Below are 17,205 nucleotides of genomic sequence, written 5' to 3'. Positions count from 1 at the left end.
GAGCACAAAATTGGTTGTGCTCCCTGTTTCTTTTTACCACTCTTTGTCTTTATTTTGGGCCTGCAAAACTAATTATCCAAAAAAATAAGAATCAAATGTATCTGTGGGCAGAGTTAGCAAAAAACGAAAACGATGTTTTACCAGATGAATATCCATTCGAACCCAAAAATCCATTTGAGGATGTTTGTGACACTATTGAGAATATTACGCAAATTGTATTGGGGAAAAAAATTTATGCTGAATTTGGAGAACTGCATGAAATTGAACTGGAAAACTTCGTTGATCCCGGTTTATGATCTTCGTTGAAAGCCCCTTATATTTAATTTAGTATTATGACAGATTTACCTCATACCGACAATCAGATCCAATATGTCACTAATTTTCATGATCTTGTTTCTACGCCATTTAGTGGAATAATTAATGCCATTTGTTGGACTCGTAACCTAACAGGCGATTTTTCTGAGATTGTAAAAAAGGTAGAGCTAAGTGGAAATATAACGGTAGTTGAACAGGAAGACCTTTATGAACTTCAACTGAGTGAACAAGGGCATTTTGCCCGTGAAATTATTTTAAACGATTTTAAACTATTGCAAGCCCATGGCGCATCGCCGGTTCTTAATGTGATCAAAAACTACGATCGGGATGAAACTTACCCGTTTTTTCCAACCGATGTTTATTCCTTTCATGTAGATCGGTCTCCTGTACCAACCGATACCTTCTTATGTACTTACTATGGCGATTCAAGTGAAATACTGTCCAATTCTGAAGGCAAGCAAAAAATACTTATTCCGGAAATACGTGAAGAACTCAAAAAACTATATCATGGGACAGAAGAAGGTTTTGAAACATTCTTAAGTGAACATTTTTTTGATCTCCACTATCAGGCTGAACCTAATGCACATTTAATAAGCTTAGGAATTGGCCATCTGTGGAGGCTGGCAGTTGATCATCCCGAAAGTCAGGTTCCGCCTTGTCTTCACCGTGCACCAACAGAAAAATCCGGACAGTATAGATTGTTGATGATATGTTGAGATCAGTTTTTTATGACTTACCTATTTCACATGTTCAAAAAACACCCAGGTTTCTCCAGGCTTCGTACCGCTAACACCTTCCTGGTATTGGGCCATCAGCTTGTTCCAGTCATTTACACGTGGATTATTTTCAGTGGTCCTGCTATTCAGTTTCTGAAAATCAGCGCCCTTGGAAATGCTGATAACAAGCATCAACTGCCTGCCGTTTTTATAGATCAACAACTGTTGAAAATCGGCATTGCAAAAGCCCTTCGACACCTCGGGCCATTGTTCAAATTGCGTAGCATGATACTGTAAATACTCCCGCTGCTTTATAGTATCAGACACCAGGTTGGCGGTAAGTATAATATGCTCCCATTCCCCGGTCTGTGTTATTTTATCCTTGCAGTTGTTCTGACTACTGAAGATGTAAAAAGGATTTTCATACAATTTAACCGTTGCGTTGGGGAACAGCCGCTGCAAACGTTGCAGATTATTTCGAACATCGGGTATTTGACCAAATATGACCGCCCGGTTTTGCCATTGGTAAACCGACGATTGGGGAATATGAAGGCTCCTGCAAAAGTCTTTTAACTTTTTGATATCGGGGTGTGCAGCAGCTCCATATACTATTTCTATCGCTTGTGAACGATCACCGCCTGGGTAGGCCCCAATAACAGTAGCCTGCGTAAGGCATGACAGTGCCAACAGGAAGGAACAAAATATTAATTTATGTAAAGTAGTGATCATATGGCAGGTTTACGGTCAAAGATAAACCGCCCACAGCAAATCACCACGAACAATATATTACAGCGGTTGGCGATAAGAGATCTTATCCATAAGCAGCCATTTGCCGTCTAATTTTACCAGGTTAAACCGGTCAATAAACCGAAAAGTGGCAAAAGTCAATTGTACGTGAGCTGAAGCGGTGTCTCCATCCCAGCTATAAGAAAGGATTTCGGGCTGGCATTCCTGTAACGCAGCCGTTGCAACTGCATCGAGATATTGCGGCACCGTCCACTGAACCAGTTTTCCCTCCACCACCGCCCTAATAAAGGCATCTGGGTGGAAGGCGCGCCGGAGTCGTTCAATGTCTTTAACAGGACGGCCTTCAAGATAATCGTTTATGGGAATAAGGATCGCCTGGTTTTCCACGGTCTTGTTTGTTGTAGTTTCCATGTGTTTTATATTTACAATCAGGAAACAAAATTAGTGAGCCGAACAATGACCCAATAAAACTATTCAAACGGATACTTCTAAAATTCAAAGGGCATGCTTTCTTAGTTCATTTGGCGTTGTGCCGGCATGTTTTTTATAAAAACTATTAAAATAGCCCGGATACTGAAACCCAAGGCTGTACCCGATCTCCGAAACAGGCCAGTCTGTATTGCGCAGCAGATCATTGGCTTCCAACAATATTCTCGCAGCTATGTGTTCGGTAGTTGTTTTGCCGGTAATGTCTTTTACCGCCTTGTTCAAATGGTTTGTATGTAGTGAAAGTTGTTTGGCAAAATCCTTTGCAGAGCGGAGTTGCAGCACATGCTGACGCGAATCGATAGGGAACTGCCTGTTCAAAAGCTCTAAAAATAAACTGACTATTCTGGCAGCAGCATTCAGGTCCCGGTCATAATCCCGGCTCGGCTGCAACTTTAACGCATGGTGAACAATTAGATGAAGGTAGTTTCGCAATACATCATGTTTGTGAACATAGGTCTCCCTATTCTCTCTCATCATAGCTTTAAAGAAAGTCGCTATTTGGTTTACACTATCTGCATCGGGGAAAAAAACCTTGTCTGTGTCAAGCTGAAACATCGGCAGATCATTAAGCAATCCATCCCTTTGTTGAACGAAAGCCTGGTTGAATATACAAAACCATCCTTCCTGATCAGTTGAATGCGGAAGCCAATTATAAGGGATCATGGGATTTGAGAACACGAGCGCCGGGCGATCGATATTAATAGACTGACTGGCATAATCAAGCCTTCCGGTGCCCAATATCAAAGTCACTTTATAATAATCTCTACGACGAAATGGAACTGCTTTTATGCAGGATGCCCGCTCAAAAACATTAATATGAGGCATGTCTGCCCGGATCCTTTCCGCCGCCGAATAATCGATACGTGCATAAAAGCCAGAAATATCTTCCCGTTTGTTCATAATGTAAAATTACACAATACAAACAATTATTTGATACCAAGCCGGTCACGGAGCGAATCGCGGTAGGTGCTGCCAATAGGGATCTTTTCGCCATTTACAATAAGCTGATGAACTTCGATCATGCTGATATGCCTGATGCCAACCACATATGATTTATGTACCCGGATAAAATCTGAAGCAGGAAGGAGATCAAAAACGTCAGCCATATTTTCGCGGATAAGTATAGTCCCGTTTTTCAGATGAACGGTAAGGTAATTGCCGTTCTTTTCAAGGTATAGTATCTCGTTTACGTTAACCCGGTAGGTTTGCGGACCGCTTTTAATAAATACAGCAGCGCCTTCATTTATAGCTGCAGTATTTCTTGACGCCAATACAGTTATGGCTTTATTTACTGCCATAAGGAAACGCTCAAAAGTCGCTGGCTTCAGTAAATAATCCACCGCGTTCAGATCATAACTTTCTACGGCGTATTGGCTGTAGGCGGTAGTAAAAATGATGAGGGGCCGCGGCGACAAGGTTTGCAGCAGCTGCATTCCGTTGATGTCTGGCATATTGATATCGAGAAAGATCAGGTCAACCTTTTCGCGATTTAAAAACTCGATCGCTTTGAGTGGTTCCCGAAAGGTAGCCTTGAGGTTTACTGATCCTATCTTTTGACAATACCGTTCTATCACCTCCAGGGCTTTTGGTTCGTCGTCTATGGCTATGCAGGTTATCATTACATATCGATTTCAAGGTTAACCATAAATTTACCGGATTCATTCTTAATTCTTAACTGGTGTTTCCCCGGATAAACCAGCTGCAGCCTGCGTTTAACATTTTCAAGCCCGATGCCGTTTATCTCCATTTCCATTTTCTTGATAAAGCTATAATCTGTATTTACACAATCAAAGATGAGCTTTTGCTCTATAACAACTATGCCGATGTGTATTGTCGCTCTTTGCCCTATGGCAACACCGTGTTTAAAAGCATTCTCTACAAAGGGTATAAACAGCATCGGTGCTATGCTTGCATCGGTGGTGTGCCCGGGATGATCGAACTTTACTAACACTTCGTCATCGGCATAACGTAATTTATTAAGCGTGATGCACTCTTCAAGATAAGCGATCTCCTTGGCAAGCGGCACCTTTTCCTCATTGCTGTCGTACAGCATATAACGCATCATGCCGGAAAGTTTTAAAATACCGTCGGCGAGCTCGTCGTTTTCTTTGGCTTGCGCCATCGAAAACAGGTTATTGAGCGTATTGAACAGGAAATGCGGATTGATCTGCGATTTAAGGAACTTGATCTCGGTGCTCAACTGGTTGGCCTGTAGCTGGGTTTGCATGAGCTCGCTTTTTGCCCATGCTTTCAGAAAGAAATAGGCGATAGCTAAACCCTGAATAACAAGAAAAGCAAACGCTATATAGGGCTGCATGTGCAGCCAGTTACCAACGGTGAAGCTAATGGCATTGAAAGGGGGACGGGTGAAAACAGTATCAGCATGAGGAGCCTTCATTAAGCTGTCTATTCTTGCTCTCATTTTTGGGGGCGGCGGCACGGGGTCTGGGTTAGCCCGGGCGAAGAAGGGGCCATCGATAAGGTAGTTGGCACCAAAAACTACCGCAAACCATCCGGCGCAGATGGCCAGCCGAATGACACCACTTTTATACCGGATAACTTTCCTGAACACCCAAAATACATTGCCATAAAAAAGTACGGCCAGGGAAAGCAGAATAATATACACGTAGGCGGAGACGCCGGCCTCACCAACGTGATCACTGGCAATATGGGGCCCCGGTCGCCTGGCGTATATCTGGATATGCGAATTGTCCATTGAGGTAAGCACATAAAAAACGCCTGCCCAAAACATCAGATGGAGCAATATTTCTATCCAAAGTCTTTTTTTGGCTGAATGCATATTGACAAAGATAAAAGATCAGGTTTACCATCAAAACACAAGGTGATCAATGGGTCAGATTGATGACCAAACGAAGCGTTTTTGAAATCCCCGATAACAAATAATCGGTTTTCAGGCCTCCCTAACCCTCATTCATACCAAAGTTTTCATAAAGTGGCGCCCCGGGAATAGTATTGTTGAAAATAACACGAACCATGAAAAAGCAATTACTATTGGCCGTAAGTTTATTGGCGGCATATATTGGCGCTGAAGCGCAAAAAACCGATACGGCGTGGTTGATGGTGCATTATAAATTTATACATATAATGGACACTACAAAACGGGCGCTCACCCGCACGGAAAACATGGTGCTTTTTGTAGGAAAAAGCGCAAGCGCTTACAAAAGCTATGATGAGATAGTAGCCAATCAACAATTTAAAAAGGCGTATGCCGAGGCGGTAGCCAGCAGTCCGGACGGGCAACCAAGAGGGATCAACCGGAGTTTCGGAGGTTCACGCACCCAATATTTTCAATATCCGGCTGAGCAGAAAATCATCACAAAGGATTACGTGATGGTTAACGCCTACCTGATCGAAGGAACAATGCCCGTCATAAACTGGACAATAAGCAACGACACGGCAACCTTTGGTGGTTTGCATTGTCAGAAAGCCACCAGTCATTTCAAGGGCCGCGATTACATAGTATGGTTCTGCCCCGATCTGCCGGTGCATACCGGCCCATGGAAATTAAACGGCTTACCCGGCGTTATTGTAGATGCCCGTGATACGAAAAACGAAGTGGTGTTTGCCTTTGATGGGGTAGAGAAAACAGTTCCGTCGCTACCAAAAGGCCATGGGGTAGGCAACAATACCGATGAAAAAGATCTACCACCCATATTGCAGGGATTGAATGTTGATCACAATTTGATTCAGCCACCGGCTAAGGCGATCAAAACCACACAAAAGGAATTCGATAAGCTACGGGCAGTCATGGAAAAAGATCCTGAAGCATTTGCTCAGGCCATTAACGCGGCCAATAACAGAACCGATGGACCTAAACAGGATCATGTTATAGTGAGAAAGCCGCCTAAAGGGGATAGCGGCCCTGTAATGAATAATCCCATAGAACTGCCCGAGAAATGACAAAAAGAAGCATAAAGGTCCTGCACCTGCTGGTTATCGCCTTATTGTTTTCAATTTCAGGCCAGGCGCAAAATATAAAGGGTAGGGTAACGGATAATGCCGGAAAGGCTGTTGCCTATGCCAGCGTGAACCTCATAAATTCCGACAACGATCGTATTATCGGTTATGCTGTTGCGGATGCAGGCGGCGCTTATACGTTACCTATCCCTGCAAACACGCCTTTAACTAAACTGATAATAAAAGTAACGAGTATCGGTTACAAAGCCATGAGCCGGCCAATAACAGACGTACGCCTTGCCTATGACTTTACATTGAGCGTTTCGGCAAACCAGCTGCAGACTGTTGAGATCAAAAGCAGCCGGCCTGTTTTGCGAACACATGGCGATACGCTTGCCTACAGGGTGTCGGCCTTTGCAGGCGCCCAGGATATGGTGATAGGTGATGTAATAAAAAAACTGCCGGGCATAACGGTAGGTTCCGATGGAGCGATCTATTATAATAACAAAGCGATCTCTAACCTGTATATTGATGGCGATAACCTGCTCGATGATAAATACAATATCGCTACTAACACTATTCCGCAAGGCGTTGTGGAGCAGGTGCAGGTTATACAAAATGACCAGCCTGTAAAAGTATTGCGAAACAAGGTAATGAGCGATGATGTGGCCCTGAACCTGACCATAAAAAAAGATGCAAAAATGCAAATGGTAGGGCAGGAGAGTATAGGTGGGGGCCTGCCGCACAATTATGACGTTGACCTGAACGCAATGATGTTTAAGGACAATTACAAGGCCATTAATTACCTGAAAGGCAACAATTCCGGGTTCGACCTGAAGCAGGAACTGGTTGCCCACAACGTAAGCAATCACGAACAACTTATCGATAACTATATGCCGGCTGCGCAGCTGTCCCTGGGTACGGTAAACAACCCGGCCTTATTGCGCAGCCGGTATTTGTTCAATCAAAGCGGGCTTCTCAACCTCAATAACCTCTTGAAATTACGTAACGACGTACAGTTAAGGATAAACGCCTGGTATTTTCATGACAATCAGCAGCAGAATTACAGCCGGTTAAACACCATTTTTTTACCGGGCGATACCGTTGAGTATTACGAGACCCAACACAACCGTTCCCGCTCCGATCTGCTGCATACCCAGCTTACATTGAACATTAACAGAGACAATTATTATCTTAATAATGCTTTAGTGATCGATGGCAACCTGACTGCTTATTATTCGGACCTGAACACGAATAATGCTACGGTGGAACAGGTACTTCATGATAAGCCGAAAAGCTTCTCCAATGAATTTAACCTGATAAGAACATTAAAGTCAAAACATATCATACAGGCCTATTCCTATATCATTCATTCGGCCCAACCGGAATACAGGACCATTGGCCGGAATTATAAACCGACCATTTTTAACAGCAATAACCCATATGCGCAACTGATTCAGCAAGTAAATACCCCAACCTGGTTCACTACTAATTATGTATCGCTTAAAATACCATCTAACCTCATCACCCAAAGCTTCAAGGTGGGATTTAGCGTACAATCTCAAAAGTTAGGTTCAGACCTTAGCGTAGCCCAGCTTGATAACATGATAGATAAGGTATCTGACAGCTCCATGAATAATTTGAGCTGGAACCGGACGAAAATATATGCGGAAGCTGACTATGACCTACCGGGAACTATCCTAAAGGCAAGTCTTAGCCTGCCTTTAAGCCTGCAGCAGATCAAATATTCCGATAGCCGCTTTACATTGAACAAACAGTTAACGCGTTTATATTGTAACCCGCAGTTAAAAATAAAGTACCAGGTTAGCGCCGAAAATCATCTTTATCTCTTATACTATTACCGAAATCAACCGGGGACCATAGAAGACATTTACCAGGGCTATATTTTAAAAGACTACCTCACGCTTTATGCAAACAGTGCAGAACTGACTGAAAAAGGCAACCAGAAAGTCTCAGCAGGCTTTAGTTACCGCAAATCGCTTCTCCTGTTGTTTGCCAGCCTGAATATTAGTTATGACCACTTTACCGCGAATAAGATTGCATCAGAGATCATTACAAATACCTTGCAGCGACAGATACTGCTGCCTTATACCAATGCTACCGGTTCATGGTCTGTAAGCAGCACGGCAAGCAAATATTCCTTTGCTTTGAAGACCACCTTTAGCACCAGTTTGCAATGGCAAAGCACCCGGTCAATACAATTGCAGAATGGTCAGTTATTGCCATACAATACCATCACAAAAACCGGTTCACTCGGCGCTAACATTAAAGTGGGAGAACATATGGCTCTTGATTATATGACCACATTTATTCAAACCACCAGTCATTCTTCGGCAGACGCATCTGACAATCATATCAACCAGCTACAACAGCAAGCCTCGGTTGAATACAATCCCTTAACCAATGTGCAATTCAAACTATTGGGCCAGCATTATCTTACACAACGAACAGGCAACCCCAACCTGAAGTATTTTTTTGCCGATGGCTTAATAAAATTCAAGCCCTATAAATGGAAAACCAGCTTCGAACTTAGTGCTGTTAATATTCTGAATGTAAAAGTCTACAGGTCGTTTAATCTTTCCGCAAATACATTTACGGCCAGCTCATATACGCTTCCCGGCAGGATCGTTCTGCTAAAGGTGATGTTTAAGCTCTGAGCCAGTTTATTTCCATGGACATGGTATATACCCATTTGCTTTTCTATCTCCCCTAAGGATCATTGACAATTCCCATGTATTGGGCTTTCTTTCTGCCTGGCTAAGTTTTGAAATGGTGAAATCATAGCTAAAACCGACCTGAAAACTTTGATAAGAAATGCCAATATAAGGCACTATTGCATTCTTCGACCAATACCAAACACCCCCTGTTACCAAAGTTTCGGCCTCATTGCTTCCTAAATAATAACCTAATGCGCCGCCAATGGAGAAGTATTGTGCCTTTTTCTGGAACTGATAAACACCATTGGTGTTAAATACCACCTGATCATTAATTATAGATTCGAAATTTGCATGCACTACTGCTCTTATTGGCACAAATTGATTTTCATCCTTCAAAAACGTTTGCCTGGGTTTGTTGAAGTGAAATGCAGCTACGCCCAGATCGAAGTTTGTTCTTTCAGTTGTGGCTGTATAAACAATGCCGGCATTTGTTGAAAAATAGGATTTCATATTATTCATACCCGACTCTCCGGTAGGAAGGTTTCTGTTAAATCCTACCCCTGTGAACTGATGTTCAAAATCGATCCTGCTAAAATCAATACGCCTGTTGCAATAAGTTGTTCCAAAACCAATGCCCAGCCTTTCTGTATAATAATCCGTTTCGGTAAGTTTTATACTATATGATAAATTCAAAGATCCATACGAGCATTTCACCACACCATTCATACTATGATCGAACATAAGCATGCCGCCAATTCCCATATAATTATCTTCCGGTACATTTTCCATTCGATTCTGGATCAGTTTAGTATCGAATGACAACGTTCCGGTGATGTAGGGGCTGGCCGGACCAATCCACTGATCTCTAAGGTTTGAAATAAGGCGCCAGTCGGCATTGATATTGGCTGTTAATGCCGGGTTTATATTTAATGGCGAGGAGAAGAATTGAGAAAAATTCGGGTCCTGTGCTTTTGCAACATGTACCGTTATCATTAAAGCGATAAGAATACTATATGAATTAAGTGTTTTCATGTTCATACCTTTTAACGTAGTAAAACTGCATTACCGGCTTCTTTATACACTTTTCCATCCATGCCAACAGCTTCCAGCGTCCATGTATAGGTATCAGAAACCTGTGGAGCTCCTTTGTATGTGCCATCCCAACCATCGTTAAGTATAGTTGTTTCGAACAACAGTTGTCCCCAGCGGTTGAATACCCTGAAGTATTTCAATTCCTGAATATTTACGGGCAGCGGTGTAAGTTTATCGTTATATCCGTCTCCATTAGGCGACCAGGCTGAAGGCACATATATGGCAGACTCAATTCGGGCCGTAGGTGTCGGTATTCTCACAAGCAATGTATCTACTGTGGTACAGCCGGCGTTCGATGTAATAGTGATCCTATATTCGGTTTGTTTATCGTAAGTGAAAATTGGATTATAAATAGTATAGGTATTTAAACCAACACCCGGGTTCCAGTTATAGGTGTAATTGATTCCTAAATTCCTTGCAGATAATTGAACCGGAACATTAACTTGAGTGGTAACAGCGGGATAGCGGAGCCCTTGCAAACTTTGTTCAACTGTTAATGCCAGGGTAGCAATAGAGTCGCAACCATTTGCATTGGTTAAATGAGCGGTATAAGAACCAGCTGAATTGATGGTTTGTCCGTTCCACCTATACGGCAACTGATCAGAACAAATAGTGACGCTCGATGAGCTTGCTGTAACCGGATTCACGCTCAGCACCAGTGTGGCAATAGAATCACAACCACTAATACTCTTAAGATTGGCAGTGTAAGATCCTGCCGCATTAATAGATTGTCCGTTCCAGGAATAAGGCAATTGGCTTGAACAGATTATTGTATTTGTTGTGCTTGAAAGCGCTGCAGACACAGTCAATACCAGGGTAGCGATGGAGTCACAACCGCTGGCACCGATCAGATTGGCTGTGTAATTTCCTGCAGCGTTAATACTCTGTCCGTTCCACGTATAAGGCAGCTGATTGGTGCATATGGTGGTATTGGTAGTGCTGGTTAATACCGGAGTAACGGTTAATATTAATGTAGCTATTGAATCGCAACCACCGACACTGGTAAGATTGGCAGTATAAGTACCTGCTGCATTGATGGATTGACCATTCCAGCTGTATGGCAATTGGTTTGCGCAAACAGTAGTATTAGTGGTACTGGTGAGTGTTGATGTTACTGTTAAGTTTAATGTAGCTATAGAATCACAACCGGCTGCACTTAGCAAAAAAGCAGTGTATGTACCATTGGAAACTAAACTTTGTCCGTTCCAGGAATACGGGAGTTCATTGCTACAAATGGTAATATTCGTAGTGCTGGTCACAGTTGGTACTATTATAAATATCAATGTGGCAATGGAGTCGCAACCGTTTTGACTGGTTAGGGTAGCAGTATATGTGCCAGCCGAATTAATAACCTGGCCATTCCAGGTATAAGGAATCTGGTTGGCGCAGACCGTGATATTGGTAGTACTGACTGCGGCCGGATTAACCGTCAATACCAGGGTTGCAACAGAGTCGCAGCCAACGGAGTTGGTGAGCATGGCAGTATAAGTACCGGCGGTATTGATCGTTTGAGCATTCCATGAATAGGGTAGTTGGGTGCTGCAAATTGTAGTATTGGTGGTGCTTGTTGAAACAGGGTTAATGGTTAGAATTAATGTAGCAATGGAATCGCAACCACTGATGCTTATAAGATTAGCCGTATAAGTTCCGGCAGTGTTGATAGACTGCCCGTTCCAGGTATATGGTAGTTGGTTGCTACAGATGGCTGTATTGATGGTACTGGTGAGCGTTGTTGATACATCAAGAATGAGAGTCGCAATAGAATCGCAACCCGATACACTGGTGAGATTAGCCGTATACGTACCAGCGGCATTAATGGTTTGTCCGTTCCAGGTGTATGGCAGTTGGTTGGTACAGATGGCTGTATTGGTAGTGCTGGTAAGAGTGGTTACTACAGTAAGGATGAGGGTTGCAATAGAATCACAGCCGCTAACACTGGTTAAGTTGGCAGTGTAAGTACCGGCAGCATTGATGGATTGTCCGTTCCATAAGTATGGGAGTTGATTTGTACAGATGGCCGTATTGGTAGTACTGGTGAGTGTTGGACTTACTGTTAATACCAATGTAGCAATAGAATCGCAACCGCTTATACTTGTCAGATTAGCGGTGTAAGTACCGGCCGCGTTAATGGTTTGGCCATTCCAGGTATATGGTAGTTGGTTCGTACAGATAGCTGTATTGGTGGTGCTGGTTAAAGTTGGACTTACTGTTAATACCAATGTAGCAATAGAATCGCAACCACTCACACTGGTGAGATTAGCAGTATAAGTACCAGCCGCGTTAATAGTTTGGCCGTTCCAAGTATATGGCAATTGGTTTGTACAGATGGCGGTATTCGTAGTGCTGGTTAGTGTTGGACTCACTGTTAATACCAATGTAGCAATAGAATCGCAACCACTCACACTGGTGAGATTAGCAGTGTAAGTACCAGCCGCGTTAATGGTTTGTCCGTTCCAGGTGTATGGCAGCTGATTCGTACAAATGGCTGTATTGGTAGTACTGGTGAGTGTTGGGCTCACTGTCAATACCAATGTAGCTATAGAATCACAACCACTGGCCGCAGTCAGATTAGCGGTATAAGTACCGGCAGCGCTAATGGCTTGACCGTTCCAGGCATATGGCAATTGATTAGTACAGATGGCTGTATTAGTTGTGCTGGTGAGTGTTGGGGTCGCTGTTAATACCAATGTGGCGATAGAATCGCAACCACTTACACTAGTTAAGTTAGCGGTGTAAGTACCAGCTGCATTTATGGTTTGACCATTCCAGGCATATGGCAGTTGATTCGTACAGATGGCCGTATTGGTAGTACTGGTGAGTGTTGGACTTACTGTTAATACCAATGTGGCAATAGAATCGCAACCGCTTACACTGGTCAGGTTGGCAGTATAAGTACCAGCCGCGTTAATGGTTTGGCCATTCCAGGTGTATGGTAGCTGATTCGTACAAATGGCTGTATTGGTAGTGCTGTTTAAGGTTGGGCTTACAGTCAGAACTAATGTAGCAATAGAATCGCAACCGCTTACGCTGGTCAGGTTGGCGGTGTAAGTTCCAGCTGCGTTAATGGTTTGACCATTCCAGGCATATGGCAATTGATTAGTACAGATGGCTGTATTAGTTGTGCTGGTGAGTGTTGGGGTCGCTGTTAATACCAATGTGGCGATAGAATCGCAACCACTTACACTAGTTAAGTTAGCGGTGTAAGTACCAGCTGCATTTATGGTTTGACCATTCCAGGTGTATGGCAGCTGGTTAGTACAGATGGCTGTATTGGTAGTACTGGTGAGTGTTGGGCTCACTGTCAATACCAATGTGGCAATAGAGTCGCAATCGCTTACACTGGTCAGGTTGGCAGTGTAAGTACCAGCCGCATTTATAGTTTGGCCGTTCCAGGTGTATGGCAGCTGATTAGTACAGATGACTGTATTGGTAGTACTGGTGAGTGTTGGGCTCACTGTCAATACCAATGTGGCAATAGAGTCGCAACCGCTTACACTGGTCAGGTTGGCAGTGTAAGTACCAGCCGCATTTATAGTTTGGCCGTTCCAGGTGTATGGCAATTGATTAGTACAGATAGCTGTATTGGTGGTACTGGTGAGTGTTGGGCTCACTGTTAATACCAATGTAGCAATAGAATCGCAACCACTCACACTAGTAAGATTAGCGGTGTATGTACCAGCCGCATTAATAGTTTGGCCGTTCCAGGTGTATGGCAGTTGATTTGTACAGATGGCCGTATTGGTGGTACTGGTGAGTGTTGGGCTTACTGTTAATACCAATGTGGCAATAGAGTCACAACCGCTGGCCGCAGTCAGGTTAGCGGTATAAGTGCCCGCAGAGTTAATGGTTTGTCCGTTCCAGGTGTATGGTAGTTGGTTGGTACAGATGGCTGTATTGGTGGTGCTGGTTACAGCTGGGCTTACAGTCAGTACTAAAGTAGCAATAGAGTCGCAACCGCTGGCCGCAGTCAGGTTAGAGGTATAATTGCCCGCAGCATTAATAGTCTGACCGTTCCAGGTATATGGCAGCTGGCTTGTACAGATAGCCGTATTAGTCGTACTGGTTACAGCTGGGTTCACAGTCAAATTCAATGTAGCGACAGAATCACAACCACTGGTCGCAGTCAGGTTAGCGGTATAAGTACCGGCCGCGTTAATAGCTTGTCCGTTCCAGGTGTATGGCAATTGGTTGGTACAGATAGCTGTATTAGTTGTGCTTGTTATCATTGGGCTTACAGTCAGAACTAATGTAGCAATAGAATCGCAACCTGATACACTGGTTAAGTTGGCAGTATAAGTACCGGTTGCGTTAATAGTTTGTCCATTCCAGGTGTATGGCAATTGGTTGGTACAGATAGCTGTATTAGTTGTGCTTGTTATCATTGGGCTTACCGCTAGAACTAATGTAGCAATAGAGTCGCAACCGCTGGCCGCAGTCAGGTTAGCGGTATAAGTACCGGCCGCGTTAATAGTTTGGCCGTTCCAAGTATATGGCAATTGGTTGGTACAGATAGCGGCATTGGTAGTACTGGTGAGTGTTGGGCTCACTGTTAATACCAACGTAGCAATAGAATCACAACCTGATACATTGGTTAAGTTGGCGGTGTAAGTACCAGCCGCGTTAATGGTTTGACCATTCCAAGTATATGGCAATTGGTTGGTACAGATGGCTGTATTGGTAGTACTAGTCAGCGTTGGGCTCACAGTCAATACCAACGTAGCAATAGAATCACAACCTGACACACTAGTTAAGTTGGCGGTGTAAGTTCCAGCTGCATTAATAGTTTGGCCGTTCCAAGTATATGGCAGTTGATTGGTACAGATCGCAGTATTGGTAGTACTGGTGAGTGTTGGGCTTACTGTTAATACCAATGTAGCAATAGAATCGCAACCACTCACACTGGTGAGATTAGCAGTATAAGTACCAGCCGCGTTAATGGTTTGTCCATTCCAGGTGTATGGCAGCTGATTCGTACAAATGGCTGTATTGGTAGTGCTGGTTAAGGTTGGGCTTACAGTCAGAACTAATGAAGCAATAGAATCGCAACCGCTTACGCTGGTCAGGTTGGCAGTGTAAGTACCAGCCGCATTAATGGTTTGTCCGTTCCAGGTGTATGGCAGCTGATTCGTGCAAATGGCTGTATTGGTAGTGCTGGTTAAGGTTGGGCTTACAGTCAGAACTAATGTGGCAATAGAATCGCAACCGCTTACACTAGTCAGGTTGGCAGTGTAAGTACCACCAGCATTAATAGTTTGTCCGTTCCAGGTGTATGGCAGCTGATTCGTACAAATGGCTGTATTGGTAGTGCTGGTTAAGGTTGGGCTTACAGTCAGAACTAATGTAGCAATAGAATCGCAACCACTCACACTGGTGAGATTAGCAGTGTAAGTACCAGCCGCGTTAATGATTTGTCCGTTCCAGGTGTATGGCAGCTGATTAGTACAAATGGCTGTATTGGTAGTGCTGGTTAAGGTTGGGCTTACCGCTAGAACTAATGTAGCAATAGAATCGCAACCACTCACACTGGTGAGATTAGCAGTGTAAGTACCAGCCGCGTTAATGATTTGTCCGTTCCAGGTGTATGGCAGCTGATTAGTACAAATGGCTGTATTGGTAGTGCTGGTTAAGGTTGGGCTTACCGCTAGAACTAATGTAGCAATAGAATCGCAACCGCTTATACTTGTTAAGTTAGCAGTGTAAGTACCAGCCGCGTTGATAGTTTGGCCATTCCACGTGTATGGCAATTGGTTTGTACAGATGGCGGTATTCGTAGTGCTGCTTAAAACTGGGCTTACAGTTAATACCAATGTAGCAATAGAATCGCAACCGCTTACGCTGGTCAGGTTAGCGGTATAAGTGCCGGCCGCGTTAATAGTTTGACCATTCCAGGTATATGGCAGTTGGTTGGTACAGATGGCGGTATTGGTAGTACTGGTGAGTGTTGGGCTCACTGTTAATACCAATTTAGCAATAGAATCGCAACCACTCACACTGGTGAGATTAGCAGTATAAGTGCCGGCCGCATTAATGGTTTGTCCGTTCCAGGTGTATGGCAGCTGATTCGTACAAATGGCTGTATTGGTAGTGCTGGTTAAGGTTGGGCTTACTGTTAATACCAATGTAGCAATAGAATCGCAACCACTCATACTGGTGAGATTAGCAGTATAAGTACCAGCCGCGTTAATGGTTTGTCCGTTCCAGGTGTATGGCAGCTGATTCGTGCAAATGGCTGTATTGGTAGTGCTGGTTAAGGTTGGGCTTACAGTCAGAACTAATGTGGCAATAGAATCGCAACCGCTTACACTAGTCAGGTTGGCAGTGTAAGTACCACCAGCATTAATAGTTTGTCCGTTCCAGGTGTATGGCAGCTGATTCGTACAAATGGCTGTATTAGTGGTGCTTGTTAAAGTTGGGTTTACAGCCAGAACTAATGTGGCGACAGAGTCGCAACCGCTTACACTGGTCAGGTTGGCGGTGTAAGTACCAGCCGCGTTAATGGTTTGACCATTCCAGGTGTATGGTAGTTGGTTCGTACAGATGGCTGTATTGGTGGTGCTGGTGAGTGTTGGACTTACTGCTAGAACTAATGTGGCGATAGAATCGCAACCGCTTACGCTGGTTAAGTTGGCGGTGTAAGTACCAGCCGCGTTGATAGTTTGGCCGTTCCAGGTGTATGGCAATTGATTAGTACAGATAGCTGTATTGGTGGTACTGGTGAGTGTTGGGCTCGCTGTTAATACCAATGTAGCTATAGAATCGCAACCACTCACACTGGTGAGATTAGCAGTGTAAGTACCAGCCGCGTTAATGGTTTGTCCGTTCCAGGTGTATGGCAATTGATTAGTACAGATGGCTGTATTAGTTGTGCTGGTGAGTGTTGGGGTCGCTGTTAATACCAATGTGGCGATAGAATCGCAACCGCTTACACTGGTGAGATTTGCGGTGTATGTACCAGGTGCATTAATTGTTTGTCCATTCCAACTGTATGGTAGCTGATTAGTACAGATGGCGGTATTGGTAGTACTGGTGAGTGTTGGGCTCACTGTTAATACCAATGTAGCAATAGAATCGCAACCACTCACACTGGTGAGATTAGCAGTGTAAGTACCAGTCGCATTTATAGTTTGGCCATTCCATATATATGGCAATTGGTTCGTACAGATGGCGGTATTGGTAGTACTGGTGAGTGTTGGGCTCACTGTTAATACCAATGTAGCAATAGAATCGCAACCACTCACACTGGTGAGATT

The 17,205-nt window shown here is 43.8% G+C and carries 11 protein-coding genes; 4 read left to right on the top strand and 7 right to left on the bottom strand.

Annotation, left to right across the window (positions count from 1 at the left end):
- Positions 1 to 95: 95 nt before the first annotated feature.
- Complete coding sequence (locus GGD38_RS36160; protein ID WP_375301004.1) at positions 96 to 296, top strand: hypothetical protein; 201 nt, start codon at positions 96 to 98, stop codon at positions 294 to 296.
- A 36-nt stretch (positions 297 to 332) separates the two neighbouring features.
- Entirely contained in the window at positions 333 to 1,031 is a 699-nt protein-coding gene (locus GGD38_RS36155; protein WP_375301003.1) for a hypothetical protein, read from the top strand.
- Positions 1,032 to 1,052: 21 nt separating this feature from the next.
- Here GGD38_RS36155 and GGD38_RS36150 read toward each other — a convergent pair whose 3' ends face one another.
- The 5 genes from GGD38_RS36150 to GGD38_RS36130 all read right to left on the bottom strand — a co-directional run bounded on the left by GGD38_RS36150 (position 1,053) and on the right by GGD38_RS36130 (position 5,067).
- Entirely contained in the window at positions 1,053 to 1,760 is a 708-nt protein-coding gene (locus GGD38_RS36150; RefSeq protein WP_375301002.1) for an L-rhamnose mutarotase, read from the bottom strand.
- 57 nt (positions 1,761 to 1,817) lie between these two features.
- Positions 1,818 to 2,189, bottom strand: a complete 372-nt coding sequence (locus GGD38_RS36145) for a nuclear transport factor 2 family protein (RefSeq protein WP_375301001.1) — start codon at positions 2,187 to 2,189, stop codon at positions 1,818 to 1,820.
- 84 nt (positions 2,190 to 2,273) lie between these two features.
- Entirely contained in the window at positions 2,274 to 3,167 is an 894-nt protein-coding gene (locus GGD38_RS36140; RefSeq protein WP_375301000.1) for a helix-turn-helix domain-containing protein, read from the bottom strand.
- A gap of 26 nt (positions 3,168 to 3,193) precedes the next feature.
- On the bottom strand, positions 3,194 to 3,886 hold the full coding sequence (locus GGD38_RS36135; RefSeq protein WP_375300999.1) for a LytR/AlgR family response regulator transcription factor: 693 nt from the start codon (positions 3,884 to 3,886) through the stop codon (positions 3,194 to 3,196).
- A complete protein-coding gene (locus GGD38_RS36130) occupies positions 3,886 to 5,067 on the bottom strand; it encodes a sensor histidine kinase (protein WP_375300998.1) in 1,182 nt (393 codons plus the stop codon). The genes GGD38_RS36135 and GGD38_RS36130 overlap by 1 nt, the downstream gene beginning before the upstream one ends.
- 194 nt (positions 5,068 to 5,261) lie before the next feature.
- Here GGD38_RS36130 and GGD38_RS36125 point away from each other — a divergent pair, with 194 nt between their 5' ends.
- A complete protein-coding gene (locus tag GGD38_RS36125; protein WP_375300997.1) occupies positions 5,262 to 6,188 on the top strand; it encodes a GLPGLI family protein in 927 nt (308 codons plus the stop codon).
- A complete protein-coding gene (locus GGD38_RS36120; RefSeq protein ID WP_375303961.1) occupies positions 6,185 to 8,863 on the top strand; it encodes a hypothetical protein in 2,679 nt (892 codons plus the stop codon). Before GGD38_RS36125 ends, GGD38_RS36120 begins: the two co-directional genes overlap by 4 nt.
- Before the next feature lie 6 nt (positions 8,864 to 8,869).
- On the opposite strand, the gene GGD38_RS36115 is transcribed toward GGD38_RS36120, so the two are convergent.
- Both GGD38_RS36115 and GGD38_RS36110 read right to left on the bottom strand, forming a co-directional pair.
- On the bottom strand, positions 8,870 to 9,895 hold the full coding sequence (locus GGD38_RS36115) for a PorP/SprF family type IX secretion system membrane protein (protein WP_375300994.1): 1,026 nt from the start codon (positions 9,893 to 9,895) through the stop codon (positions 8,870 to 8,872).
- An 11-nt stretch (positions 9,896 to 9,906) separates the two neighbouring features.
- Positions 9,907 to 17,193, bottom strand: a complete 7,287-nt coding sequence (locus GGD38_RS36110) for a T9SS type B sorting domain-containing protein (RefSeq protein ID WP_375303960.1) — start codon at positions 17,191 to 17,193, stop codon at positions 9,907 to 9,909.
- Between the last annotated feature and the right edge of the window lie 12 nt (positions 17,194 to 17,205).

Source organism: Niastella sp. OAS944, from assembly GCA_024809215.1.
Lineage (GTDB): Bacteria > Bacteroidota > Bacteroidia > Chitinophagales > Chitinophagaceae > Niastella.
This window is presented reverse-complemented; position numbering and strand designations above follow the sequence as displayed.

Coding starts and splice junctions, on each gene's coding strand:
- GGD38_RS36160 (WP_375301004.1), top strand. CDS start 96: ATGTATCTGTGGGCAGAGTTAGCAAAAAACGAAAACGATGTTTTACCA.
- GGD38_RS36155 (WP_375301003.1), top strand. CDS start 333: ATGACAGATTTACCTCATACCGACAATCAGATCCAATATGTCACTAAT.
- GGD38_RS36150 (WP_375301002.1), bottom strand. CDS start 1,760: ATGATCACTACTTTACATAAATTAATATTTTGTTCCTTCCTGTTGGCA.
- GGD38_RS36145 (WP_375301001.1), bottom strand. CDS start 2,189: ATGGAAACTACAACAAACAAGACCGTGGAAAACCAGGCGATCCTTATT.
- GGD38_RS36140 (WP_375301000.1), bottom strand. CDS start 3,167: ATGAACAAACGGGAAGATATTTCTGGCTTTTATGCACGTATCGATTAT.
- GGD38_RS36135 (WP_375300999.1), bottom strand. CDS start 3,886: ATGATAACCTGCATAGCCATAGACGACGAACCAAAAGCCCTGGAGGTG.
- GGD38_RS36130 (WP_375300998.1), bottom strand. CDS start 5,067: ATGCATTCAGCCAAAAAAAGACTTTGGATAGAAATATTGCTCCATCTG.
- GGD38_RS36125 (WP_375300997.1), top strand. CDS start 5,262: ATGAAAAAGCAATTACTATTGGCCGTAAGTTTATTGGCGGCATATATT.
- GGD38_RS36120 (WP_375303961.1), top strand. CDS start 6,185: ATGACAAAAAGAAGCATAAAGGTCCTGCACCTGCTGGTTATCGCCTTA.
- GGD38_RS36115 (WP_375300994.1), bottom strand. CDS start 9,895: ATGAAAACACTTAATTCATATAGTATTCTTATCGCTTTAATGATAACG.